Source organism: Kitasatospora sp. NPDC114501, from assembly GCF_055633695.1.
Window position 1 is genome coordinate 225,835 of sequence record NZ_JBVKDS010000010.1, and the last position, 23,687, is coordinate 249,521.

General features: G+C 74.8%; 23 protein-coding genes. 7 read left to right on the forward strand and 16 right to left on the reverse strand.

All coding sequences use genetic code 11. From position 1 onward, the window contains the following. Positions 1-63: 63 nt before the first annotated feature. Positions 64-1,320: a hypothetical protein gene (locus tag ACZ7RU_RS20530; protein ID WP_470342343.1), complete on the reverse strand. Its 1,257-nt coding sequence runs from the start codon at positions 1,318-1,320 to the stop codon at positions 64-66. Positions 1,321-1,649: 329 nt separating this feature from the next. On the opposite strand from ACZ7RU_RS20530, the gene ACZ7RU_RS20535 reads away from it, so the two are divergent. After that, the gene (locus tag ACZ7RU_RS20535; protein ID WP_470342344.1) at positions 1,650-2,153 is read left to right on the forward strand and encodes an SsgA family sporulation/cell division regulator; all 504 of its coding nucleotides are present in this window, start codon (positions 1,650-1,652) and stop codon (positions 2,151-2,153) included. A 57-nt stretch (positions 2,154-2,210) separates the two neighbouring features. Here the strand turns inward: ACZ7RU_RS20535 and ACZ7RU_RS20540 are convergent, their stop codons facing one another. The 3 genes from ACZ7RU_RS20540 to ACZ7RU_RS20550 all read right to left on the reverse strand — a co-directional run bounded on the left by ACZ7RU_RS20540 (position 2,211) and on the right by ACZ7RU_RS20550 (position 5,488). After that, the gene (locus tag ACZ7RU_RS20540) at positions 2,211-3,650 is read right to left on the reverse strand and encodes a GAF domain-containing protein (protein ID WP_470342345.1); all 1,440 of its coding nucleotides are present in this window, start codon (positions 3,648-3,650) and stop codon (positions 2,211-2,213) included. A 174-nt stretch (positions 3,651-3,824) separates the two neighbouring features. Then, on the reverse strand, positions 3,825-5,057 hold the full coding sequence (locus tag ACZ7RU_RS20545) for a M56 family metallopeptidase (protein ID WP_470342346.1): 1,233 nt from the start codon (positions 5,055-5,057) through the stop codon (positions 3,825-3,827). Further along, positions 5,054-5,488, reverse strand: a complete 435-nt coding sequence (locus ACZ7RU_RS20550) for a BlaI/MecI/CopY family transcriptional regulator (protein ID WP_470342347.1) — start codon at positions 5,486-5,488, stop codon at positions 5,054-5,056. The genes ACZ7RU_RS20545 and ACZ7RU_RS20550 overlap by 4 nt, the downstream gene beginning before the upstream one ends. Positions 5,489-5,807: 319 nt before the next feature. Here ACZ7RU_RS20550 and ACZ7RU_RS20555 point away from each other — a divergent pair, with 319 nt between their 5' ends. The 4 genes from ACZ7RU_RS20555 to ACZ7RU_RS20570 all read left to right on the forward strand — a co-directional run bounded on the left by ACZ7RU_RS20555 (position 5,808) and on the right by ACZ7RU_RS20570 (position 9,011). Further along, on the forward strand, positions 5,808-6,476 hold the full coding sequence (locus ACZ7RU_RS20555) for a phosphatase PAP2 family protein (RefSeq protein ID WP_470342348.1): 669 nt from the start codon (positions 5,808-5,810) through the stop codon (positions 6,474-6,476). A 216-nt stretch (positions 6,477-6,692) separates the two neighbouring features. After that, a complete protein-coding gene (locus tag ACZ7RU_RS20560; RefSeq protein WP_470342349.1) occupies positions 6,693-7,097 on the forward strand; it encodes a hypothetical protein in 405 nt (134 codons plus the stop codon). A 106-nt stretch (positions 7,098-7,203) separates the two neighbouring features. Then, positions 7,204-8,325 (forward strand): TIGR03364 family FAD-dependent oxidoreductase, encoded by a 1,122-nt coding sequence (locus ACZ7RU_RS20565; RefSeq protein WP_470342350.1) that lies wholly within the window; start codon positions 7,204-7,206, stop codon positions 8,323-8,325. An 11-nt stretch (positions 8,326-8,336) separates the two neighbouring features. Further along, positions 8,337-9,011 (forward strand): phosphonatase-like hydrolase, encoded by a 675-nt coding sequence (locus ACZ7RU_RS20570; protein WP_470342351.1) that lies wholly within the window; start codon positions 8,337-8,339, stop codon positions 9,009-9,011. A 76-nt stretch (positions 9,012-9,087) separates the two neighbouring features. On the opposite strand, the gene ACZ7RU_RS20575 is transcribed toward ACZ7RU_RS20570, so the two are convergent. The 10 genes from ACZ7RU_RS20575 to ACZ7RU_RS20620 form a co-directional block, all read right to left on the reverse strand. After that, the gene (locus ACZ7RU_RS20575) at positions 9,088-9,981 is read right to left on the reverse strand and encodes a hypothetical protein (protein WP_470342352.1); all 894 of its coding nucleotides are present in this window, start codon (positions 9,979-9,981) and stop codon (positions 9,088-9,090) included. Next, positions 9,978-10,649, reverse strand: a complete 672-nt coding sequence (locus ACZ7RU_RS20580) for a hypothetical protein (protein ID WP_470342353.1) — start codon at positions 10,647-10,649, stop codon at positions 9,978-9,980. Before ACZ7RU_RS20580 ends, ACZ7RU_RS20575 begins: the two co-directional genes overlap by 4 nt. After that, positions 10,642-11,964, reverse strand: a complete 1,323-nt coding sequence (locus ACZ7RU_RS20585; protein WP_470342354.1) for a WXG100 family type VII secretion target — start codon at positions 11,962-11,964, stop codon at positions 10,642-10,644. Before ACZ7RU_RS20585 ends, ACZ7RU_RS20580 begins: the two co-directional genes overlap by 8 nt. After that, positions 11,961-12,257: a hypothetical protein gene (locus ACZ7RU_RS20590; RefSeq protein ID WP_470342355.1), complete on the reverse strand. Its 297-nt coding sequence runs from the start codon at positions 12,255-12,257 to the stop codon at positions 11,961-11,963. The genes ACZ7RU_RS20585 and ACZ7RU_RS20590 overlap by 4 nt, the downstream gene beginning before the upstream one ends. A 210-nt stretch (positions 12,258-12,467) precedes the next feature. Next, entirely contained in the window at positions 12,468-12,791 is a 324-nt protein-coding gene (locus tag ACZ7RU_RS20595; protein WP_470342356.1) for a DMT family transporter, read from the reverse strand. Position 12,792: 1 nt separating this feature from the next. After that, positions 12,793-13,506 carry an HAD family hydrolase gene (locus tag ACZ7RU_RS20600; RefSeq protein WP_470342357.1) on the reverse strand — a complete coding sequence of 238 codons (714 nt, stop codon included), beginning with the start codon at positions 13,504-13,506 and terminating at the stop codon, positions 12,793-12,795. Between the two features lie 61 nt (positions 13,507-13,567). After that, positions 13,568-14,653: an ABC transporter ATP-binding protein gene (locus ACZ7RU_RS20605; protein WP_470342358.1), complete on the reverse strand. Its 1,086-nt coding sequence runs from the start codon at positions 14,651-14,653 to the stop codon at positions 13,568-13,570. Positions 14,654-14,674: 21 nt separating this feature from the next. Then, entirely contained in the window at positions 14,675-15,520 is an 846-nt protein-coding gene (locus tag ACZ7RU_RS20610; RefSeq protein WP_470342359.1) for an ABC transporter permease, read from the reverse strand. Beyond that, positions 15,508-16,482, reverse strand: coding sequence for an ABC transporter permease (locus ACZ7RU_RS20615; RefSeq protein ID WP_470342360.1), 975 nt, complete (start codon positions 16,480-16,482; stop codon positions 15,508-15,510). The genes ACZ7RU_RS20610 and ACZ7RU_RS20615 overlap by 13 nt, the downstream gene beginning before the upstream one ends. Positions 16,483-16,525: 43 nt before the next feature. Continuing rightward, a complete protein-coding gene (locus ACZ7RU_RS20620; RefSeq protein ID WP_470342361.1) occupies positions 16,526-17,695 on the reverse strand; it encodes an ABC transporter substrate-binding protein in 1,170 nt (389 codons plus the stop codon). A gap of 341 nt (positions 17,696-18,036) precedes the next feature. On the opposite strand from ACZ7RU_RS20620, the gene ACZ7RU_RS20625 reads away from it, so the two are divergent. Beyond that, positions 18,037-18,867 carry a GntR family transcriptional regulator gene (locus ACZ7RU_RS20625; RefSeq protein WP_470342362.1) on the forward strand — a complete coding sequence of 277 codons (831 nt, stop codon included), beginning with the start codon at positions 18,037-18,039 and terminating at the stop codon, positions 18,865-18,867. A gap of 27 nt (positions 18,868-18,894) precedes the next feature. Here the strand turns inward: ACZ7RU_RS20625 and tmpA are convergent, their stop codons facing one another. Further along, positions 18,895-20,514 carry a 2-trimethylaminoethylphosphonate dioxygenase gene (gene tmpA / locus ACZ7RU_RS20630; RefSeq protein WP_470342363.1) on the reverse strand — a complete coding sequence of 540 codons (1,620 nt, stop codon included), beginning with the start codon at positions 20,512-20,514 and terminating at the stop codon, positions 18,895-18,897. 232 nt (positions 20,515-20,746) lie between these two features. On the opposite strand from tmpA, the gene ACZ7RU_RS20635 reads away from it, so the two are divergent. Next, on the forward strand, positions 20,747-22,384 hold the full coding sequence (locus ACZ7RU_RS20635) for an APC family permease (protein WP_470342364.1): 1,638 nt from the start codon (positions 20,747-20,749) through the stop codon (positions 22,382-22,384). Positions 22,385-22,510: 126 nt separating this feature from the next. Here ACZ7RU_RS20635 and ACZ7RU_RS20640 read toward each other — a convergent pair whose 3' ends face one another. Next, positions 22,511-23,596 carry a pyridoxal-phosphate-dependent aminotransferase family protein gene (locus ACZ7RU_RS20640; protein ID WP_470342365.1) on the reverse strand — a complete coding sequence of 362 codons (1,086 nt, stop codon included), beginning with the start codon at positions 23,594-23,596 and terminating at the stop codon, positions 22,511-22,513. Between the last annotated feature and the right edge of the window lie 91 nt (positions 23,597-23,687).

Genomic DNA, 23,687 nt, shown 5'->3' on the forward strand with positions numbered 1-23,687 from the left:
CGCCCGCCGGGAACGGCCTACCGACGGATCGTCGGAGGACTGTTACACCCGGCCGTCGGCAGGTCAGCGCGCCGCGGTGGCCTGGGTGGTGGGCGGAGCGGCGGCCGGGGTGATGTCCGGGGCGGCGTCCGGCTCACGGGTCGGCGCGGACGGTTCGGCGGCCGACGGCGGCACCGGCCCGAAGCCGCCGAGCGCGGCGACCGCGCGGGGGTGGTCGAGGGCGAAGGCGGAGACGTTCCAGCTCTCCGCCGGGGCCGCCTTGCGCACCGTGACGGACGGTTCGGCGGCCGGACGGGCGCCGCGGACCGAGAAGGTGTAGTGGCCGGGCCGGACGTCGGTGCCGGGCGGGGTGGTGAAGCGGTAGACCAGGGTGCCGCGCTCCTGCTGGGCGGTCACCACGGCGCCCGGCAGGTCGGTCCAGGCGGCGCCGGTGCCGGGGGCCGACTCGCCCGGGGCGAGTCGGAACTCGGCCTGGAAGGCGGTGACCGGCTCGGCCACCGCGAGGGCGAGCTGGTGGCGCAGACCGTCGCGGCCGAGCGGGGAGAGCAGGGCGGCGCCGGACAGCGCGTGGTCGGCGTCCGGCGCGGTGCCGGGATCGGCCGCAGCGCCCTCGTCCGGGGCGCCGGCGGCGCCGACGGTGTCCGGGAGGGGTGCGGCGGGCGCCGGGTACGCGGGCCCGCCCGGCCGCGGCCCGGGGACGTTCGGTGCCAGGCCGGAGCCGGCCGGGGCGTAGCCGGTCTGCCCGGAGCCCGGGGCCGGCACCGAAGGGGAGGGGGAGGCCGACGCGCCGGTCGGGGCCGGGCCGCCGGCCTCGGTACCGGTGAGCTGGGTGCCGGGGGCCGGAGCGTCCTGCCCGGCCGAGGTCTGGCCGCCGGTCTGGGGCGTGCCGGGGCCCGCGGTGCGGGGCGCGGGCGGGGTGGCGGCGACCGGCGCGGCCGCCCCCGAGGGGCGTGCCGGGACCTGCCCGGACGCGTGAGCCGAGGGCCGGCCCGCGGTGGGGCGGCCGGAGGCGGCGGAGGACGGGCCGTCGGTCGGGGTCTGCGCCGAGACCGCCTCGGCCTGGTCGTCGGCGCCCGGCGTGGGCGGCGGGGTGCTGCCGACCCGGGCGACGCCGGCCCGGCGGCCGATCCCCTGCTGTTCGTTGAGCAGCAGCGTGGTGGCGATGCTGATGCCGACCACGGTGGACATCGCCATCGCGGCGCCGGAGAAGCGCACGGTGGGCAGCCGGAACAGGCCGCCGAACGGGCGCGGCCGACCGTGCCGGCCCTGCCGTTCGGGCTCGTGCCGTACGTCCCGCGCGGTGTCCTCGCGCACAGCCAACGGACCCCTCCCTCCCCGAAGCCGCCGTCGCGTCGCCGTATTCTCCCACGCGCCGCCGCCGGGCCCGGCTCCGGCCGCAGGCGGGCCGGGTTCCGCGCGGGCCCGCGCGGGGAGGGGGAGAGCGTACCAGCGGGACGGCGGCATCCCGGACGGCCCCTTCGCTTTGTGGACGGCCGGTCCCCGCACGGAAGTTGACGCTCCGTCTGATAGAGCCCGGCAAGGGGTGGCCGCCCCGGCCGGGGGTTGATGCAACCCCCTTGCAACCCTTGCCCGCCGCACCGGGCGTGACGCAGGCTGAGGACATCCCACGCCGTCCCGGAGAGACCGTCATGCCGCCCGACCCGCTGTCCGCAGCCTCCAGTGCACCCCTCGCCGCCACCCCCACGGGCGGCGATGGGGTCGGCTCCACCGCCGCTCCGGCGGCGGTGGAGGAGGAGGTCCTGTTCCTGCGGATCTCGCTGGGCGAGGAGGTGGTCGGCGAGGTGCGCACCCGGTTCCGCTTTGACGCCGCGCGCCCGTACGAGGTGCTGCTGACCTTCCACCTGGGGCGGCCGGACGAGGCCGACTGGGTGTTCTCGCGCGAGCTGCTGCGCGACGGCCTGTGCACGCTGAGCGGCCAGGGCGACGTCAAACTGTGGCCGGCGTACTGCCCGTGCCACGGCGCGACGCTGCACCTGGCGCTGGAGTCCCCGCACGGCAGCGCACTGCTGGAGGCCTCCAAGCCCAGGGTGCAGGCCTGGCTGGACCGCACCTACGCGCTGGTCTCCGAGCACCAGGAGCGCCGCTGCGGCCCCACCGACGCCGATCTGGCCGCGCTGCTCGCCGACGGCTGACACCTCCCGCGAAGCGCCGAGGGCGGTGTGGGGCGGCCGGGCGGCGGGGACGGGCCGTCAGCGGCGCTCCGGCGACTCGGCGACGCGCGGCGGCGGGAGGGGTGGCGGAGCGCCGGGCAGCCGGGCCGCCCCGGCGGCCAGCGCGGCCCGCAGCCGCCGGACGGCCGGGGCCGAGGAGGCGGGCAGCAGGTCGTACGGGTCGTCCGGCCCGTCCACGGTGACCAGCACCGACTCGGCGATCCGGTACGGCCGGTGGGCCAGCAGCCCGCCCAGGTAGCGGCGCAGCCGGGACAGCTCGGCGCGGACCGTCACCGTCCGACCCGCGTCGCCGAACAGTGCCTCGGCGAGCTGGGCGGCGGTGCTGCCCTCCCGTCCGGTGGCGAGCAGGAGCAGCAGCTCGGCGTGGCGCGGGCTGAGCGGGTGCGACCAGCTGTCGGACGCGCCCCGGACGGACAGCTCGGGGCGGTCCGGGCGGCGCAGGTCGAGCCGGAGGTGGGCGCCCTCGGCCTGTTCGGCGGTCACCGTGCCGGCGCCGTCCTCCTCGGCCGGCCGGACCGGGCGCACCAGCCAGCCGTCGGCGAGCGGCTCCAGCACGCACTCGCCGAGGCCCGGCACCCAGTGCACGGTGGCCGGGGTCCAGCCCTCGCTGGGCACCCGCAGCCGGCTGGGCGGCGGCAGCCCGGCCGCGGCGGCGGTCCACCCGGCCGCGTCCACCACCAGGGCCGGGCCGCCGACCCGGGCGAGCAGCGGGGCGGCCAGGGCGCGCAGCTGGTGCAGCGCCTCCAGCCGGTGGGCGCGCAGCTCGGTCTCGGCGAGCCGGGCGGCGGTGGCGGTGAGCTGGAGCAGGTACGGGCGGACGGTGTGCGCCGGGCCGCTCAGGTTGACGGCGCCGACCAGCTGTCCGGTGCCGGGGTCGCGCACCGGCGCGGCCACGCAGGTCCAGGAGTGGTGGCTGCGCAGGTAGTGCTCGGCGGAGTGGACGTGCATCGGGCGCTGGGTGCGCAGGGCGACCGCGATGCCGTTGGTGCCGACGCTCTCCTCGACCCAGCGGGCGCCGGTGATGAAGCCGATCCGGTCGGCGCTGCGGCGCAGGCCGCGCTCGCCCTCCTGCCAGAGCACGTGGCCCTCGGCGTCGGCGACGGCCAGCAGCAGCGGGGCCGCGCCGCCCACCTCCAGCAGGGTCTCGCGCAGCACCGGCAGGACGGGGTCGAGCCCGCTGGTGCGGCGGCGCTGTTCGATTTCGCCGGGGCCCAGCAGGACGGCGGCGGCGCCGGTGTCGGGGTCGAGACCGAGGCGGCGCAGCCGGGCCCAGGAGTCGCCGATCTCGGGGCGGGGGTCGAGCCGGCCGGGGACGTCGGCCTCCTCGGTGCGGGCGGGAGCGGCCAGTTCCCGGGCGGCGGCGTCGGCGAGGGTACGGTCGTGGACCTTGGCCAGTTCCGCCGCGGTCGGCGGGGTGCGGCGCTCTGGTCGTCGGGACTGCCGTCCGGTCTGCCGCACTCGTTCCGCTCCTCGCCGCCGTTCGAGGACGCGTCGGGGCCGACGCGCTGACGAAAGCGTACGGGTGCGGTGGGCCGCTGGGGACGGGGTCCGGCAAGTCGGCATACCGGGCGGTACGAAACGGGGGCCGTGCCCGGCGACGGCGCCGGGAGGCGGGGGTCCTGGGCGTGGGACCTAGCGCTGTTGTTGGGCCGCCTCCACGGTGTGGTGCAGGTCGGCGGTGGCCTCCAGGCCGGCGCAGGCGCTCAGCGCGAGGCAGGCGGTGGCGGCCAGGGCCACGGCGGCGGCCCGCAGCCGGGCGCGGGGGGCGGTGGCCGGGCGGGGCCGGAGCAGGGCGGCGACCCGGCGCGGCACCGGGCCGGCGTGGGCGGCGGCGACCAGCCGGGGGCGGCCCGGCCGGGGGGAACGGCTCGCGGCCAGGGCCGCCCGGCCGACCGCGCGGGCGGTCACGGCGCGGTCGCCGACCCGGGCCGCCGCCACCTCGTCGGCCCATCGCTCCAGGTGGTACCGGAGGGGTGCGCGCAGGGGGCGGAGCGCCGGGTGGATGCCGGCGGCGTGCTCGGCGAGGGCGAGGAAGAGGTGGTGGCGGGCGGTCAGGTGGGCCCGTTCGTGGGCGAGCAGGGCGGAGCGCTCGGGGCCGCCGAGGGCGCGCAGCATGCCGGAGGTGACCACGATCCGGCCGGGCTCGCCCGGTCGGCCGGGGCGGGGCGGGCGACCGGGCAGGGCGAAGGCGTCGGCGCGCTCGTCGTCCAGGACGGTGAGCGGGTGGTCGGCGGGTCGCCGCAGGACGGCGGGCCACAGCAGCGCGGTGCGCCGGAGCCGGGCGGCGGGCCGCGGCAGGGCGGTCGGCCAGGCCCGGGGGCGGGACCGGCGCACGGAGGCGCGCGGGGGGCGCATGTCCGGATGCTGGGCAGGGGAGGGGGCGCGGCCCGGCCGATGGGCGCCGGTGCGGTCCGTACGGTGGCCGTCGGCGGGGTCGGAGAGGTCGGGACCGGGGTCGGAGAGGTCGGCCCGGGGGTGGTCGGAGGGCTCCGCGCGCTGCCCGCCCACCGGGAGCGCCGCCCGGGCGGCGCGCAGCTCCCGCAGCCGCCGGCGGGTGGTGCGCAGCGCCAGCGCGCCGAGCACCACGAGCGCCAGGGCGGCCGGCGCCGCCGCGAACGGCGCGTCGGGGGCGGCCGCGGTGAGCCAGGGCAGCGAGAGGTGGCCGAGGGCGGCGACCGGCGGGAGCCGGAGCAGCCCGTCGGCGGCCAGCAGGCCGAGCGAGCAGAGGGTGCCGCCGGCCAGGCCGGCTGCGTTGGCGGCCAGCATCCAGGCGGCGGCCCGCGGCGGCAGCGCCTCGGCGAGGCGGCGGGCCAGCGGGGCGGCCGGGAAGGGCAGCAGCAGCGGGACCCAGACGGCGAACATCATCGGCCGGCCGCTCCCGGCCCGTCCGGCCCCGCGGTGCCCGATGCCGCGGGGTCCGCCCCCGGGGTGTCGTCGCCGAGCAGGTCGCGCAGCAGCTGCTCGTCCTCGGCGGAGAGGTCGGAGACGAACCGGGCCAACACGGTGGAGCGGTCGGCCCCGCGGCCGAGCTCGGTGTGCATCCGGCGGGCGGCGAGCCCCGCGGTGTCCTGGACGGTGGGGGTGTACGCGTAGGCCCGGCCGGCCCGGGTGCGTACGACCGTCCCCTTGTCGAACAGTCGGCCCAGGATCGTGGCGACGGTGGTGCGGGCGAGGTCCCCGCCGAGCGCGGCCTGGACGTCCTGCGGCGTCATCGGCCGCCGGGCGGACCAGAGGGCGGCCAGTACCTCGGCCTCCAGCTCCCCGGCGGGCCGGCGGGCGGACGGTACGTCGGGCATGGCGGCGCGTCCTCCAGGTTTCGTCTACAGTCATGTCGACCGTCTACGGAACTGTAGACGGTCCCGGACGGGCTTCCGTGCGAACCGCCCCCAACGTACGGGAGGTCCGCCGTACGGGAGGTCGGCGTCGCCGTGGTGCGCGCCGGGTGCGTCGGGCGCTCGCCGGGCACGTGCCGGGCAGCGGCCGGGTTCGTCGGTACCCGGAATCGACGGATATCTGCTGCCGATCATCGGTCTGGTAGTAGTTGTCTCCGTACTCCCCCAATGTTCTCGAACTGTTTCGCGCCCGTCGGGCGCGACGTCACGGAGGTGACGCGTGATGCCCTCCCGGGTGCTCGCCGTGTACGACGGCAGCGGTATCGACGGCGACCTGTACACCCGGGTCAACCGCTGGGCGCAGTCGGCCCCGCACTGGCTGGACGAGCTGATCAAGGTCTGGTCGGCGTTCGGCCTCGGGCTGTTCGCGGTCTTCATGGTCCTCGCCTGGTGGCGGGCGCGCGGCGCGGACTCGGCCGTGATGGCCAGGGTGCTGGCCTCGCCGGTGATCGTGGTCGTCGCGTACGGCGTCAACTCGGTCCTCAAGGGCGCGGTCGAGGAGATCCGGCCGTGCGCGCAGATCCCCGGCAGCGTCGCGCTGGAGACCTGCCCGGGCACCGGGGACTGGTCCTTCCCGAGCAACCACTCGGTGATCGCCTTCGCCGCCGCGGCCTCGCTCTGGTTCGTCGACCGGCGGCTTGGCTGGGTGGCCGTCCTGTTCGCGGCGCTGATGGCCGCCTCCCGGGTCTGGGTCGGCGTGCACTACCCGCACGACGTGGCGGTGGGCGCGCTGGTCGGGTTGCTGGTCGCGGTGGTGCTGACGCCGCTCGCCGGACGCTGCGGACCGCTGGTGGACCGGATGCGGGCGGGCGCGCTGCGGCCGCTGCTCGGGCCGGGGGAGCTGCCGCTGGTCAGCCACGGCCACTCCGCGTACCGGGCGCAGCGGTACTGACCCCGGGCGCCGCGGGGCCCTGGCGCGCCGCCGGTCCGCGCCGCACGGCCGTGCCGTATCCGTCGCCGTTCCGTGGCCCGTCCGCCCCTTGTCCGGTTTCGGACGACGGGTGGAGCATGTGAGCCGGGCGCGGGGCCTCCTCCGGGAGGCGCCCGCGCCCGGCTCAGTCGTGCTCGGGCGCGCGGGCGCCGGGCGTGCCGGCGGAGGGAGTGCCGAATGCCGTACCGACTCGACATCACGCGGGGGGACTGGCCGGGCGACCTGCCGCGCAAGGGCGTCGAGGGGCTGCTGGCCGAGGCCATGGCGCTCACCCTCGCCACCGCGGGCCACGAGCACGGCCCGCACGCCGACCCGGCCTTCTTCGCGTACGACGACGACCTCGTCCTCTGCTTCGTCAGCGAGCGCTCCACCCGGCACAGCCACCACCTGGCCGAGGCGGCGCCGGCCGCCTACCAGGGGCGCTGCCCGGCCTTCGCGCAGGACGAGGAGGTCCGGCGGCAGATCCGCACCGGCGGCGGGGCGGCGGCGCTGTACCGGTTCCGGGTGGAGGGGCTGACGGCGGTGGACGAGCCGGACTTCGGGCGGCGCAACCACCTGCGGGCGCGGGTGGTGCGGTCGTAGCCGCCAGGGGATGTCCAGTGGGTTGTCTGTACAACTTTTCAGGTGGTTCATCTGCGGGACGGCGCGCCGACGCCCCTCGGACACCTGGGCGCACCAGTCTGGCCGCATGAGAGTCATCGTCGTAGGAGCGGGCGTGCTGGGCACCATGCACGCCTGGCAGGCAGTCGAGCGCGGCCACGAGGTCGTCCACCTGGAGCGCGAGACCGAGGCGCGCGGCGCCTCGGTGCGCAACTTCGGCCTGGTCTGGGTCAGCGGCCGGGCCCAGGGCGAGGAACTGGACACCGCGCTGCGGGCCCGCGAACTGTGGGAGTCCATCGGCGCCCGCGTCCCGGACCTCGGCTTCCGGGCCAACGGCTCGCTCACCGCGATCCGCACCGAGGCCGAACTCGCCGTCGCCGAGCAGGCCCTGACCCTGCCGGACGCCGCCGCCCGCGGCTACCGGCTGCTCGACCCCGACGAGACCCGCGCCGCCAACCCGGCCCTGCGCGGCAGGCTGCTCGGCGCCCTGTGGTGCGGGCGCGACGCCGCCGTCGAGCCCCGCACCGCCCAGCCCGCGCTGCGCCGGTACCTGGAGTCCACCGGCCGGTACACCTTCCTGCCCGGGCGCGAGGTGCGCGAGGTGGTCGGCGAGAACGCCGTCCGCGACGACCACGGCGACGTCCACACCGGCGACCTGGTGGTCCTCTGCACCGGCGCCTGGCTCGGCGGCCTGGTCCGCGAGCTCGCCCCGGCCCTGCCGGTCCGCCGGGTCTGGCTCCAGATGATGCAGACCGACCCGCTCGGCGAGACCCTGACCACCTCCGTCGCCGACGGCGACAGCTTCCGCTACTACCCCGCCTTCGCCGGCACCGCCCTGGACCGGCTGCGCGAGACCCAGCCGCAGCCGCCGGTCGCCGCCGAGCACCGGATGCAGCTGCTGATGGTCCAGCGCCGCGACGGCGGACTGACCGTCGGCGACACCCACGAGTACGACCAGCCGTTCGGCTTCGACGTCGTCGAGGACCCGTACGACCACCTGGTCGGCGTCGTCGAGGACCTGCTCGGCCGCCCGATGCCGCGGATCCGCCGCCGCTGGGCCGGGGTGTACGCGCAGTGCGTCGACCCCACCCGGGTCGTCCACCGCGAACGGGTGCGCGACGGCGTCTGGCTGGTCACCGGCCCGGGCGGCCGCGGCATGACCTGCTCGCCCGCCATCGCCGAGACCACCGCCGAACTCGCCAACCTGTGAGGAACACTGTTGTGACTACCGACATCCGCCTGGTCGTGCTCGACATGGCCGGCACCACCGTGGCCGACGACGGCCTGGTCGAGCAGGCCTTCACCGCGGCCGCCGCGAAGCTCGGCGTCGAGGCCGGCAGCCCGGAGTTCGACCCGATGCTGGCCCATGTCCGCGCCACCATGGGCGAGTCCAAGATCTCCGTCTTCCGCCACCTGTTCGGCGAAGAGGAGAAGGCCCAGCTGGCCAACGCCGCCTTCGAGGCCGCCTACGACGACCTGGTCGGCGCCGGCCACTGCGCCCCGCTGCCCGGCGCCGCCGAGGCCATCGCCGAACTGCGCGGCCAGGGCCGCAAGGTGGTGCTCACCACCGGCTTCTCCCGGACCACCCAGGACCGCATCCTGGACGCCCTCGGCTGGCAGTCCGTCGCCGACCTCACCCTCTGCCCGGCCGAGGCCGGCCGCGGCCGCCCGTACCCCGACCTGGTGCTCACCGCCCTGCTGCGCACCGGCACCGACTCGGTACGTCAGGTCGCGGTCGCCGGCGACACCGGCTACGACATGCTGACCGGCACCCGGGCCGGCGCCACGGTCGTGGCCGGTGTCCTCACCGGCGCCCACGACGAGGCCCGCCTGCGGGCCGACGGCGCGACCCACGTCCTCGCCTCGATCGCCGAACTGCCCGCCCTGCTGGGCTGACCGGCACCCCGCAACGGGCGGGCACCGCGCGGTGCCCGCCCGTTGCGGGGAGGGCCGCCAGGGCGGTCGGTGTCGGTCAGAGGAACAGGGCGAGTGCGGTGAAGACCAGGCCGACCGCGAGGAGGACGAGGCCCTGGGGCCGCTTCCGGTCCTCGTCGCGGACGAGGGCGCCGAAGGCGGCCAATCCGGCGAGGGGGTAAGGGATCGCGACCATCAGGGCCAAGCCGAGGCGGGTCTGGACGAGCAGGAAGCAGAGGAGCCAGGGCACCGAGACCGCCGTCGCCGCCGCGGTGAGCGGCAGCCCGTCGAGCCGGCGCATCCGCTCGCGCCACGGACCGGGCGGCCGCGGCGTCCGGGGCGGCTTGCCGCTGTCGTGGCCGAACCACAGCACGAACACGGCGATACCCGCGTTGATGCCGATCGCGCTCCACAGGGAGGCCGGGGAACCGGCCTCCCCGGGCAGTTTGGGGGCGACCCGGCCGGCCGGGTCGATCCGGACGGTGACGTGGTCGCCGGGGCTGAAGCGCCGGCTGTCCGGCGCCAGGCGCCCGCCGGGGACCGCCTCGCCGTTCACGGAGAGGTCGTACGACCGTTTCGTGCCGCGGACCGAGGTGTCGAGGTGCTCGGCGACGACCGTCGCCTCCATGTCCCGCCCCGAACCCAGCACGTGGTTGCGCCAGACGTCGGCGCCCGCGCCGGTGGCGAGGAGCAGGGCGAAGAAGATGATGAGGAGCCCGCCGCTGACGTTCTTGTAGTCGGGGCTGATCCCCGGAGCACTGAGCTTCGCGAGTCCGACGCCCGCCGCGACCAGGTACAGCGCACCCAGGCCGAAGGCCAGGAGTGTGCCGACGTACACGAACGCGAGGACGACACCGACGGACAGACAGGTCAGGGCGAGCACCAGAACGGCGCCGCGGCGCAGCGAAGGCGGCTTGCCGCCCGTCACGGGGGCGGCCTGGTCGAGTGTCACCCGAAGGCCTTCCGGATGTTGTCCCGCCGCTCGGGCGGCAGGGCGTTCCGTGCCTCGTCGAGCGGAGGGTAGAAGGAGATCCCGCTGATGGCGGCGCCCACCAGGACCGACCAGCCGTCCCAGTAGTCCAGGTGCTGAGTGGTGAAGACGACGGCGAGCACGTGGGGGCTCCACGGGTGCGGAAACAGCGCCTCCAGTTGGCGGACGGTCGAGACGCCCGATCCCGGCAGCCCGTAGGCCGTCCCGGAGACGGGCACGGCCAGGTCACGGACGGTCACGGCGGCCCGGCCGAGGGGGAAGTCGAGGACATCGACGTCGGCGTCCGGCCAGGCGGCCGCGAGTTCCTCCGCGACGCGTTGGGGATAGGTACCTGGCGCGCCCTTCTCCTGCTCGCGCAGGAACAGGCTGAACATGCCCTGGACGATCTCGCCTTCCTCGGTCTCCACCAGGCAGTTGGAGAGGTGGACCGCGCCCTCGCGCAGCTGTGCCTGGAGGGCGAGTTCGGCCGAGACGGCGATGCCGAGCTTCTGTTCCGGGCCGGCATCGGTGAGCGTTTCGAGTCCGTCCACGATCCGGCTCATCCGGTCGCCCGGATCCTCGGACAGGTCGATCTCGGTGAACCCCTCGGGCAGGGAGAGCCAGAACGACGGGGCGGTCGTGTCAGTCATGGCCGACTCCCCAGACGCCGGTGACGACCGCACTGCCGCCGCCGAGCAGTGCGGGCAGGATCCGGCCCTTGCCGCTGCCGCCGATGGCGCCTCCGGCACCGTTGAGCGCGGTTCCGCCGCCGGTGGTGTAGTTGATCGCGGCGCTCAGCCCCGGACTCGGGTTGTCCGTGAAGAGGCCGGCGGCGGTGGGGGCTGTGAGCGCGAGGCCGCTCGTCGCCTGCACGCCGTCGGAGACGTTCATCGCGGCGGCCTTGGAGAGCCCGAGCTTCATGGCGGGCTTCTCGATCGTGGTGGTGAAGATCGGGTTGGCCGGGTCGATCGCCCTGGCGGCGGTGCGGACCTCCTTGGCCGCGGCGCCCACGGCCTTGACCCCGCCTTCGGCGGCCCGGGCACCCCTGAACGCGGTGATCCCGCCCTTGAGGAGGGCGCCTCCGGGGAGCGCCCCGAGGAGGTCGCCGGCCAGGGTGAGGTCGTTGCCGAGGTTCTTCATGCTGGTCGGCACCAGCCCGCTGACACCGTACTGCTTTGCGTGCCAGCCCGCGGCGGCCACGCTCAGCAGGATCGCCGGCAGCGCGAACGCCGGGCAGAAGATGGCCGCGACGCCGCAGATGCCCGAGGCCACGGTCAGGAGGTCCGCGCCGTGGTTCTTGAACCAGTTGCCGACCTTGCTGAGCCAGCCCGGCTCCGGCGGGGCCTTGCTGTCGGCGGCCTTGCGGACGGCTTCGGCCGTCTTCCGGGCGTCCGACTTGTGGGTGCCGGCCAGTTCGTGGGCCTGCTTCTGGAGGCCGGCCAGCTCGTTGGTGGCGCTGGTGAGCAGTCCGGCGGCCGTGTCCAGGTGGCTCTTCGCCTTGTTGTAGCGCTGTTCGGCGGCGGCGAGGCTGGCGTCGTCGGGGAAGTGCTGCCCGGCCAGTCGGAGGTCGGGGGCGGCGGCCGCGGCGCTGTGGGTCTTCTCCGCCTCCTCCTTCTTCTTCTTGGCGGCGACCGCGGAGGCGGCCAACTCGGCGGCCCTGGGCTGGTGTTCGGTCAGCGCCTTGTACCAGACGTCGAGCGCGGTGTAGGCGGCGGTGATCGAGTCGGAGGCGTCCTGGAGGTAGCCGGGCAGCTTGCCGAACTGCGTGGCGAACTGCTTGGCCGCGTCGCCCGTCCACTCGCCCTGGTTGTTGGAGAGCTGGGCGAGCGTGGTGTGCACGCCGCTCAGGTGCTGGCCCACCCGGCGCAGGCCGTTGCTGAGCGCGGTGACGGCGGCGGGGTCGCCGGGGGTGGGGTTGAAGCCGAGGCCGGACCAGTCGGGCGCCGGCGGTGTCGGGGCGCTCACGACTTCGCCGCCGGGGCCAGGACCTTGACGATGCTCTGCTCGGTGCCGTCGTAGTTCTTCTGCACCTGCTCGAGGCCCTGGTCCAGGACCTTGACGCACTCGCGGACCTTCTTCAGGCCGAACTGCCACTTGTCCTTGAAGTGCCCGCAGGCCTCGTCCAGGAAGTCGAAGCCGGTGCCGGTGTGGCCGGCCGCCTCGAAGGCCTTGAGCCCCTGTTCGAGCTCGTCGCCGCAGCCCTTGAGGTCCTGGGCCAGCTTGGTGAGGAATTCGGTACTGACTTTGAAGTCGGACACTTTCGCCCCCCGATGCGTCTTTTGTCGGACCGGGTGAGCATAGCCCCGACCAGTGCGTCGATGATCGCCCCTGCGGGGGTCGGAGGCAGGATGTTTGCGCGACCTTTACGGGCCGTCGACGCACTCTTGACGCCGACGGCCCCGACGTGAGGCGTATACGTACGATGTGGTATCGGCGGCGCCGGAGGCCGTACCGGAGGTGGCGGAGCCTCAGGAGTGGCCGCCCTTGAGGTTGAGCACGACCACCCCGACGATCACCAGCGCGATGCCCAGCCACTGGAGCCTCCCGAGCGACTCGCCGAAGGCGACCACGCCGATCCCGGCGACCGCCGCGGTGCCGGCCCCGGACCAGACCGCGTAGGCGATCGAGACGGGTATGTGCTTGAGCGCGCGGCCGAGCAGCAGGAAGGAGAGCGCGTAGCCGACGCCGACGCCGAGGCTCGGCCAGAGCCGGGTGAACCCCTCGGTGAGCTTGAGGCAGCTGGTGGCGCAGACCTCGCTGATGATGGCGAGGGCGAGCAGGAGATAGGGCATGTCAGGGTCGAACCGCGCCGGCCGCGGCGAGCTTCCCGAGCAGGGCGGGGTCGGCCAGCTCCAGGCTCGCGAGCAGGGTGACCCGCTCGCCCCTCGGCATCGGCACCGCGGTGGACGGCACGGCGAGCACGGCGCAGCCGGCCGCGGTGGCGGAGGCGACCCCGGTCGGGGTGTCCTCGACGGCGAGGCAGACGGCCGGGTCCAGGCCCAGCCGTTCGGCGGCGGCGAGGTACGGGTCGGGCGCGGGCTTGGTGCGCTCGGTGTCCTCGGCGGCCAGGGTGACGGCGAACCAGTCCCGGCCGATGGCGGACAGCACCAGGTCCACCACCCGGCGCGGGGAGGCGGAGACCAGCGCGGTGGGCACCCGGGCGTCGCGCAGCGCGGCCAGCAGGGCGAGCGCGCCGGGGCGCGGCACCGTCTCGGCGGCGACCTTGGCGGCGAAGGACTCGCCCAGCCGGGCGGCGAGTTCGGCCTCGGCGAGGGCGGTGCCGCTGACCCTGTGCAGGTGGGCGGCGGTGTGCTCGACGGCCTGGCCGAGTACCTCGGGGGCGTCCCGGTCGGTGAGCGGGTGGTGCAGCTCCTCGGCGAGTTCGGCGGCGGTCCGCCACCACAGCTGCTCGGTGTCGACCAGGGTGCCGTCCATGTCGAACAGGACGGCGGCGGGCAGGGCGGGCTGCGCGGGCCCGCTGGAGTCGGGCATGGCGGTGTCAGGCATGGCGGTACCTTCGGTGGTTCTTCCGGTGGTTCTTCGGACGGAGCGGGGAGGTACGAGGCTCTCAGGCGGCGCGGCGGTCCACCAGTACCGGGCGGTCCGGCAGGGTGAGCGCGGCCCGCGCGCCGGCCGGCAGCGCGGCGGCGGCCTCGGTGGGCAGGTCGGCCTTGACCTCGGTGCCGTCGTCCAGACGGACGGTGAGCCGGGTGACGGCGCCCAGGAAGGAGGCGGTGACCACCAGCGCGGGGCCGTCCGCGGCCGGGGTCAGGGCGACGTTCTCCGGGCGGACCAGCACCTGGAGCTCACCGTCGGCCGGGACCGTGCCGTCCACCGGGTGCCGGCGGCCGAGCACCTCGACGCCGTCCGAGGTGCGGGTGCACGGGATGCGGCTCATGGTGCCGACGAACTCGGCGACGAAGGCGGTGGCGGGCCGGCCGTACAGCTCGGACGGGGCGGCGCACTGCTCCAGCCTCCCGGCGCGCAGCACCGCGACCCGGTCGGCCATCGACAGCGCCTCCTCCTGGTCGTGGGTGACGAACAGGGTGGTGATGCCCAGCTCCTGCTGGAGGCGGCGGATCTCCTCGCGCAGCTGGAGGCGGACCTTGGCGTCCAGCGCGGACAGCGGCTCGTCCAGCAGCAGCACGCGCGGCTGGAGGGCGAGCGCGCGGGCGAGCGCGATGCGCTGCTGCTGGCCGCCGGACATCTGGTGCGGGTAGTGCTCGGCGCGGTGCGGCAGGCCGACCAGCTCCAGCAGCTCCTGGGCCCGCCTGCGGCGCTCGGCCTTGCCGGTGCCGCGCATCCGCAGCCCGAAGGCGACGTTGTCCAGCGCGGTCAGGTGCGGGAAGAGGCTGTAGGACTGGAACACCATGCCGGCGTCGCGCCTGTGCGCGGGGATCGCGGTGATGTCCCGGCCGTCGACCAGCACCTCGCCGGAGTCGTGCTGCTCGAAGCCGGCCAGGATGCGCAGCGCGGTGGTCTTGCCGCAGCCGGACGGGCCGAGCAGGGCGAGCAGCTCGCCCGGCCGGACGGTCAGGTCCAGGCCGTCGAGGGCGGTGGTGGCGCCGAACGCGCGGCGCAGGGAGCGGAATTCGACGGTGGCGCTGCCGGTGGAGAGCGGGACGCCGGTGGCGGTGGCGGTGGCCGTGGTCATGACTGGTGACTCCGGGGGGTTTCAGGAGGTGGCGGTCTTGGCGTGGCGCTCGCGCCCGGCGGTGGCCAGCAGGAGCAGCAGCAGCCAGGTGAGCAGCAGGCTCAGGATGGAGACCGCGACCGACATGTGGGCCTGGCTGTTGCCGACCGAGTAGATCCAGACCGGGAAGGGCTGGAAGCCGAGGATCGAGGCGGCGGTGAACTCGCCGAGCACCAGGGCCAGGGTGAGGAAGGAGGCGTTCAGCAGGGCCCCGCGCAGGTTGGGCAGGACGACGGTGGACACCGCGCGCGGCCAGCTCGCGCCGCAGTTGCGGGCGGCCTCGACCAGGGTGCGCACGTCCACCGAGCGCAGGCCGGCGTCCAGGGCGCGGTAGGCGAGCGGCAGGGCCATCAGCACGTAGGCGATGACCAGCACCAGCGGGAAGTCCGGGTCCTGGATGAACACGAAGGTCTGGAAGAACGGGGTGTCCATCAGGTGGTCCGGGCCCCAGCGGAGCACGCCGATGAGGCCGGCGGTCAGCGCGACCGGCGGGACGACCAGCGGCAGGGTGCAGAGCACGTCGACGACCGGGCGCAGCTTCGGCGAGCCGAGCCGGACGGCGATCAGCGCCGGGACGAGCAGGAGCAGCAGCACCACGACGGTGACCAGGGCGAGGCCGAGGGTCAGCCAGAGGCTGTCCAGGAAGCCGGGGGCGGAGAGCAGCCCGGTGTAGGCGTCGAAGCTGATGCCCTCGGGGTCGTCGATCGAGAACCAGAAGGAGGCCGCGAGCGGGACGGCGAAGTAGACGCCGGCGAGCAGCAGCACGGCGCCGCGCCACCAGCGCACGGTGCGTCGGCCGGGGCGGGCGGGGGTGGTCAGCTGAGCCATCGGGCGCTCCGGCGCTGGAGGGGGAGGTACACGGCCATCACCAGGACGGCCACGACGATCATGTCGAGGCTGAGGGCGAGGGCGAGGTTGCCCTGGCCGACCAGCACGTTGCCGGAGAGCGCGTCCGCGATCGAGCGGCTGACCAGCGGGACGGTCGCGCCGACCATGGCGGCGGCCGTCGCGTACGCGGCGAAGGCGCTGCCGAAGAGCAGCACGAAGCCGCCGAGCAGGGAGGGCAGCAGGATCGGCAGCGCGACGTGCAGCCAGTACTGGAGGGCGGTGGCGCGGTTGTTCTGGGCCGCCTCGCGCCACTGGGTCCGCAGGCCGTCCAGGGCCGGGGTGATGGTGAGCACCATCAGCGGGACGAGGAAGTACAGGTACACGATCGTCAGGCCGGTGAAGGAGTACAGCGACCAGCCGTGGTCGGTGAGGTGCAGCAGCTTGGTGATCTCGCCGGCGTTGCCGAGGGTGGCGACGAACGCGAAGGCGAGCGGCAGGCCGCCGAAGTTGGCGAGCACGCCGGAGGCGGTGAGCACCGCCTGGCGCAGCCAGCCGTGCCGGGAGGTGACGACGGCCTGGGCGAGCGGCAGGCCGAGCACGGTGGCGAGCAGCGCGGTCAGTGCGGAGAGCTTGAGGCTGCTCAGCATGGCCGTCCGGTAGCCGCCCTGGACGGAGGCCGTCAGGTTGTCGAGGGTGAACTGCCCGGCGCCCGTCTCCGCGTCGCTGGAGGTGGTGAACGCGCCGATCACGATGGCGACGGTGGGCAGTCCGAAGCCGATCAGGAAGAACAGCAGCAGCGGTACGGCGGCCAGCCAGGACGCGCCGCCGAGGCGGGCGAGCGGGCGGCGCCGCGGGGCGGGAGTGGTGGTGGGGGAGGTCGTGGCGGTGGCGGACGCCCCCGCGCCGCCACCGGGGGCGGTGGCGGCGGGGGTGGTCGGCACCGGGGTGGGAGCCGTGGTCATGAGTGCCTTTTCTCAGCCCGAAGTACGGTGCGTGGCGCGGGTGTCAGCCCGCGATGGCCTTGGTCCAGTTCTCGGTGACGACCTTCTTGGCCGCGTTGATCTGGTCCACGGTCGGGAAGGTGGTGAACGGCTTCTCGACGGTCGGCAGCTTGGCGGCCGCGGGGGCGTCCAGGCTGCCGTCCTTCTTCAGCGCCTCGAAGGTGGACGGGGTGGCGTAGCCGCCGAGGAAGAGGTTCTGGCCCTCGGCGCTGAACAGGTACTCCTGCCACAGGCGGGCGGCCGCCGGGTGCGGGGCCCACTTGTTGACGCCCTGGTTGTAGAACTGGGCGTAGGAGCCGTCGACCGGGATGGAGACCTTCCAGTCGACGCCTTTGTCCTTGAACTCGTCGGTGTAGCCGGCGTTCAGGTAGGACCAGTCGATCGAGATCGGGGTCTCGCCCTTCTCGATGGTGGCCGGGGTCGACTCGACCGGGTTGAAGTTGCCGGACTGCTTCAGCTTGCCGAAGAAGTCGATGCCGGGCTGGATGTCGTCCAGCGAGCCGCCGTTGGCGAGCGCGGCCGCGTAGACGCCGCCGAAGGCCGAGCCGGACTTGGTCGGGTTGCCGTTGAGGGCGACCTGGCCCTTGTACTCCGGCTTGAGCAGGTCGGCGAAGGTCTTCGGGCAGTTGGCGATCTTCTTGGCGTCGCAGCCGATGGAGACGTAGCCGCCGTAGTCGTTGACGGCGGCGCCGTTCGCGTCCTTCATGGTGTCCGGCACCTTGTCGAAGGTGGCCACCTTGTAGGGGGCGAGGATGCCGTCCTTGACCGCCTGGAGGGCGAAGGCGCTGCCCAGGTCGACCACGTCGGGGGCGCGGTCCTGGCCCTTGCGGGAGTTGATCGCGTTGATCTCGTCCTGGCTGGAGCCGTCCGGGTTCTCCTCCTCGACCTCGATGCCGTACTTCGCCTTGAAGCTGTCGATGATCCTGCCGTAGTTCGCCCAGTCCCGGGGCAGCGTGATGACGTGCAGCTTGCCCTCCTTCTTGGCGGCGGCGACCAGGCCGTCCATGCCGCCGAAGTCGGCGGCGGAGGTGGCCGTCTTGGCGTCCTTTGCGCCGCCCTTGGCGGTGTCGCCGGACTTGGCGCTCGAACCGGCGGAGCCGCAGGCGGTGAGGGAGAGCGCGGCGGCGGTCAGGACGGCCGCGAAGGCGGCGGCGCGGGCGCGGTGCACGGTCACGGGGAAGTCTCCTGTTAAGGGGGCGTACTGCGAGGGGCGTTCGCGGGGGGTCCGCGGGCGTGCGTCTCGCGAAGGGCGGCGGACCGGCCGGGGTGAGCGATCGATCGACGTCGTCCGAGTTGACTAGCCAACTTCGCTGACGGCAGTAAGTACGCCGGAGCCCGGTGACGGGAAGGTGAACGGACGGCCCAGAACCGGGGTCGGCTGCGGGAACGGTGGAATCCGGCCATCGGAGCGCGATCCGTTCGGTGCGATGCTTCGAAGGCGCAGCGGGATAAGGTCGGGCTGTCCGCGCCGGTACGGCTGCGCAGGACACCGCCCCAGGAGGGACATTGACTGACGTGGCAACTGAGCCCCAGCGCCCCGAGGCCGAGGGGCGCCCGGCAGCCGGGGGCCCCTCGGCCTCGGGGGAGAGCCCGGCCGAGCGTCCCGGCGCGCTGTACCGGAAGGTGGCCGCCGACCTGCGCGAGGCGATCACCACCGGCGCGTTCGGCGAGGCCGGCCGGCTGCCCGCCGAGGGCGCGCTGGCCGAGCAGTACGGCGTCTCCCGGGGCACCGTCCGCCAGGCGCTCGCCGTGCTGCGCTCCGACGGACTGGTCACCTCCCGCCGCGGCACCCGCCGGGTGGTGCTCGGCGGCGCCCGGGTGCAGAGCTTCTCCGAACTGCTCAGCTTCACGCACTGGGCGTACTCGATGGGCGAGGAGCCCGGCGGCATCCTGGACTCGCTGGTGCGCCGCCCGGCCGACGCCGCCGAGCGCGAGCAACTGCGCCTGGAGCCGGGCGCCGAGGTGTACGTCATCGTCCGGCTGCGGACGCTGTCCGGCACGCCGGTGATGGTCGAACGCACCGTCTACCCGCCGCGGGTCGGCGAGATCGTCGCCGAGCTGCCGCCGGACGTGGTCTCGCACACCGAGGTGCTGCGCGAGCACGGCATCCTGTTCACCGACGCCGACCACACCATCGACATCGTCCCGGCCAACGCCGAGGACGCCCGGCTGCTCGGCTGCCGCCGGGGCGGTCCGCTGCTGCGGGAGCGGCGCCGCACGACCGACCCGACGGGCACGCCGGTGGAGTGGTCCCAGGACCGCTACCTGCCCGGGACGGTGGCGTTCAGCGTGCACAACTCCCTTGCCACATCCGCGCTTTCGCGGCACGCGCGGGAACTGGACTGAGCCGGCCTCCGCGCCGCGCCGGCGTCCTCACCGCATGAGCGCGGCGAGCAGCGGGCGGTAGTGCTCGAAGCCCGGCACCGGGGCGCCGGCCACCTTCGCCCGCTCGTCCCAGCGCCGTACCGCCACCGCGTCCCGGGCGCCCGGGAGTTCGGCGAAGGCGGCGGCCCGGTGCTCGTCCATCGGGCCGCCCTGGACGGTCAGCGTGTACTCGGAGGCCGCGGAGAGCCGCTCCCGGTACCCGGGCTCGACCGCGCACAGGTAGCGCTTGGCGGCCACGTGCAGCCGGACCGGCTCGGTGACCTCCGGGCCGAACCACTGGGCCAGCCAGTCGGCCCCCGAGTCGCTGTGCCGGTTGTCCTGACCCGCCATCAGGTCACGTCCGTGCAGGGAGCCTTGGAAGTGCCCGACGTCGTGCAGCAGCGCGGCGGCGACCAGGTGCGCCGGCGCCCCGGCGGCCTCGGCGGCAGCGGCCGCCTGGAGCATGTGCTCGGCCATGGTGACCTCCTCGCCCAGGTACTCCCCGGCGCCCTCGCCGGCGAACAGGGCGGCGATCGTGTCCAGGGCGGCGGCGCGGCGGTGCAGCACGGCGAGGGCGCTGTTCAGCGCGTCGAGGTCGGCGTAGCAGCCCTGGAGGTGCCGGTGGCCGTCCTGCCGGAACGCCGTCCGGGCGTGCAGCAGGCGGGTGTTGTCGAAGACCAGGCAGTCGCCGGGGCCGAGGCGGAAGGTGAGCTGGAGACCGGGGCGCAGGGTGATCGCGGCGAAGCGGCGGTAGGCGGCGTAGAAGGCGTCCAGGTCGTCCGGGCCGCTGCCCCGGACGGTGCCGATCGAGCGGTTGTTGAACCTGACCTCGCGGATCCGGCCCCGCGGGTCCGCCTCGATCAGCGGCCGGTCGGCGCGCAGCTCGGTGCGGCGGTCGCGGAAGACGAACGGGACGGGCGTGCGGGTGAGGACCTCGAACGCGTCCGGCGCCTCCTCCCGGAGGATCGCCGCGGCCCGGAACCCGTCCACCAGCCCGGAGTCGCCGCCGGTCGCCGAGTTCTCCAGGCAGTGCAGCAGCTGGAGGGTCGGCACCGGGTCCCGGTACGGGTTGTCGGTGTGCGGGGCGATGGCGACGCTGGTGAAGGCGAGGTTGTTCGGGTCCGGCTCGACCCGGACGTCGAACAGCTCCCCGTAGTTGGTGACCCGCACGTACCCGAAGCTCTCCGCGACCCGCAGCACCTGCCGTTCCACGGCCGGCACCCCGCGCAGCACGGCGAAGCCGTCGCGCCGTACGGCGGCCAGCACCGCGGCCTGCTCGGCCGGGTCGGCCAGGTAGGCCTCCCACCGCGCCTCGGGGAGGCCGGCCGCGAAGTCCGCGGCGGTCCAGAGCCGCTTGCCCCGCTCGGTGCGCCCGTCGTCGCCGTCCGCCCGGTCGAGCCACTCCAGCGGGTAGCGGGAGCGGTGCCCGTCCGACCAGCGCACCTCCAGGTGGCCGTCGGCCTCCGTGCTCCCGGCGACCGCGAGGCCGTCCGGCAGGTCGTCGATCCGGAACAGCTTCTGCCCGTTGCGCGGGTCCCGGCACTCGGGGCACGGGCAGTTGTCGCGCAGCCAGTACGGCGGCAGCTCGGTCACGGTCTCCTCCTCGGCGGCACTGCGGCTGTTGTTCACCTGAAGTTGTATAGCCAACTTCAGGCCCTGCTCGGGAGCCTGCCTGCCTCCGGTGAGTTCCACGTGCTGGGCGGGTGAACGCTTCGGGAACGGTGCCGGCGGGGCTTCCGGCGGGCGCGTCCGGCGGGCTGTTCGGGTGAGGGGAGCGGGGCGCGGGGCGTTTCGGGGCGGGGCGGCCGTGGCGCTGCGGCACTGTCGGAGGACTTCCTCCTGCTTCGAGAGGCGATCGGCCATGGCCCATTCCTCATCCAATCCGCCCGGCTCGGGGCACACCGCGCTGCGGCGCGAGGTCGGTGTCATCGGACTGCTCTGGGCCTCGGTCGGCGCGATCATCGGCTCCGGCTGGCTGTTCGGGGCGCAGAAGGCGGCGGTGGCGGCCGGGCCGGCGGCGCTGCTCTCCTGGGGCATCGGCGCGGTGGCGATCATCCTGCTGGCGCTGGTGCACGCCGAACTGGGCGGGCTGTTCCCGGTGGCCGGCGGTACGGCCCGCTACCCGCACTACGCCTTCGGCGGGTTCGCCGGGATGTCCTTCGGCTGGTTCACCTGGTTGCAGGCCGCGACCATCGCGCCGATCGAGGTGCAGGCGATGATCAACTACGCCCGGCACTGGTCCTGGGCGCGCGGACTGCTGCACGACGACCTGACCCTCACCGGGACCGGCTTCGTGGTCGCCGCCGTGCTGCTCGGGCTGTTCGTCGCCATCAACTTCCTCGGCGTCCGCCTGCTCGCGCACACCAACAGCGCGGCCACCGTGTGGAAGGTCGCCGTCCCGGTGCTGACCATCTTCGTGCTCGGCATCACCGAGTTCCACGGCTCCAACTTCGACGTGCACGGCTTCGCGCCGGACGGCGCCAAGGGCGTGCTCAACGCGATCAGCAGCAGCGGGGTGATCTTCGCGCTGCTCGGCTTCGAGCAGGCCATCCAGTGGGCGGGGGAGAGCCGCAACCCGCGCCGGGACATCCCGCGCGCGGTGCTCGGCTCGGTGGTGATCGGCACGATCGTCTACGTGATGCTCCAGGTGGTGTTCATCGGCGCGCTGCCGCCGGAGACCTTCGCCCAGGGCTGGAGCGCGCTCGACTACCCCGGGATCAGCGGGCCGTTCGCCGGCCTGGCGACCCTGATCGGCCTGGGCTGGCTGGCCACCGTGCTGTTCATCGACGCGGTCGTCTCCCCGGCCGGCACCGGGCTGGTCTACATCACCTCCAGCTCCCGGGTCACCTACGGCCTGAGCCGCAACGGCTACGCGCCGCAGGCGCTGCAGTCCACCGACCGGCGCGCGGTGCCCTGGCTCGGCCTGCTCATCGCCTGGGCGGCCGGGGTGATCTGCTTCCTGCCGTTCCCGAGCTGGCAGCGGCTGGTCGGCTTCATCACCTCGGCGGTGGTGCTGATGTACGCGGGAGCCCCGCTGGCCTTCGGGGTGCTGCGCAAGCGGCTGCCGAAGATGGAGCGCTCGTACCACCTGCCCGGCGGGGCGGTGATCTCGCCGCTGGCCTTCGCGGTGGCCAGCCTGGTCATCTACTGGTCCGGCTGGGACACTCTGTGGCGGCTGGGCCTGGCGATCGTGATCGGCTACCTGCTGCTCGGCGGGTACTCCTGGTACGCGCGCTCCAAGGGGATGCCGAACGCGCCCCGGATGGACTTCCGGGCCGGGCAGTGGCTGCCGGTGTACCTGGCCGGCATGGGCCTGATCTCCTGGCAGGGCACCTTCGGCGCGGGCGCGCGGGGGAACCTGCCGCTCTGGTGGGACATCGTCGTCGTGGTGGTGTTCTCGCTGGTCGTCTACTACTGGGCGCTGGCGATCGCGCTGCCGACGGAGGAGATCGAGCGGAACATCCGCGGCGTCGAGGTGGTGGAGGTCAACGGGCACTGACACCCGGGTACGGCAGCGGCCCCCGGAGGTTGTCCTCCGGGGGCCGCTGCCGTGCGTGGTGCCGGGTGCCCCGGGCTCGGGCCCCGTCGCGTCCCGGGTTCGGGCCCGGGACCCCGGTGTCCCGGCTCAGGCCCGGACGGTCGCGCTCCAGGCGGCCTCGGCGGCGGCCAGGGCGGGCGCCGGGTCGGCCGAGGTGGCGGCGGCGAGGCCGGCGAGGCAGGCGCGGACGGTGTCCAGCGCGGCCGCCCGCCCGTAGTGGTTGACCCGCAGCATCGAGCCGGCCAGCGCGCCGCCGCCCGGCTGGACCGGCAGGGCGGGGTCGAGGCGGGCGGCGAGGGCGGTCGCGTCCACGCCGTCCGGGGTGCGCAGGGTGGTGGCGACCGGGGCCGCGTGGGCGTCCTCGACGACGTACGGGGCCAGGGTGCCGAGCGCGCGGACGCCGGCCCGGGTGGCGGCGGAGGCGGCGCGGTGGCGGGCGATCACGGCGGGCAGGCCGTCGGCGGCGATCCGGTCCAGGCAGGCGCCGAGCGCGAGCATCTCCAACTGGGCCGGGGCGTGCGGCAGGACGGTGCGGCCGGCGTCGGTCCAGCGCTCCTTCCAGTCCAGCAGCGAGAGGTAGGAGCGGCGCGGGGCGGCCGGGTTGGCGGCGATCCGCTCCCAGGCGCGCTCGGAGACGGACACGGCGGAGACCCCGGCCGGGCCGCCCATCGCCTTCTGGCCGCCGATGACGCACAGGTCGACGCCCCACTCGTCGGTGAGCAGCGGCTCGGCGGCGACGGAGGCGACCGCGTCGAGCATCAGCAGCGCGCCGTGCTCGCGGACCGCGGCACCGATCCCGGCGACCGGGTTGGTGTTGCCGGTGGCGGCCTCGGCGTGCACCAGGGAGACGAAGTCGATCTCCGGGTGGGCGTCCAGGGCCTCGGCCACCTGCTCGGCGCTCACCGCGCTGTCGAAGGGCACGGCCAGGTCGACGACCTTCGTCCCGCAGGAGCGAAGCCAGTTGCCGAAGGTCTGTCCGTACGGGCCGGTGACGATGTTGAGGGCGGTCGAGCCGGGGTGCGCGGCGCCGCGGATGGCGGCCTCCAGGGGGAGGAGCGCCTCGCCCTGGGTGACGATCACGTCGGCCTCGGTGTGCAGCAGCGCGGCCACCTGGTCCTCGATCGCCGCGAACTCGGCGGCGCTGAGCGGGGGCAGGTCGAGGAAGGGACTCACGTGTTGATCGCCTTTCGCGGGGTGGGGTGCCGGAGACGAGTCTGCCGCATCGTGACCGCTCACCCGGCACTCGCCCGTCGGTAGAGTGCGG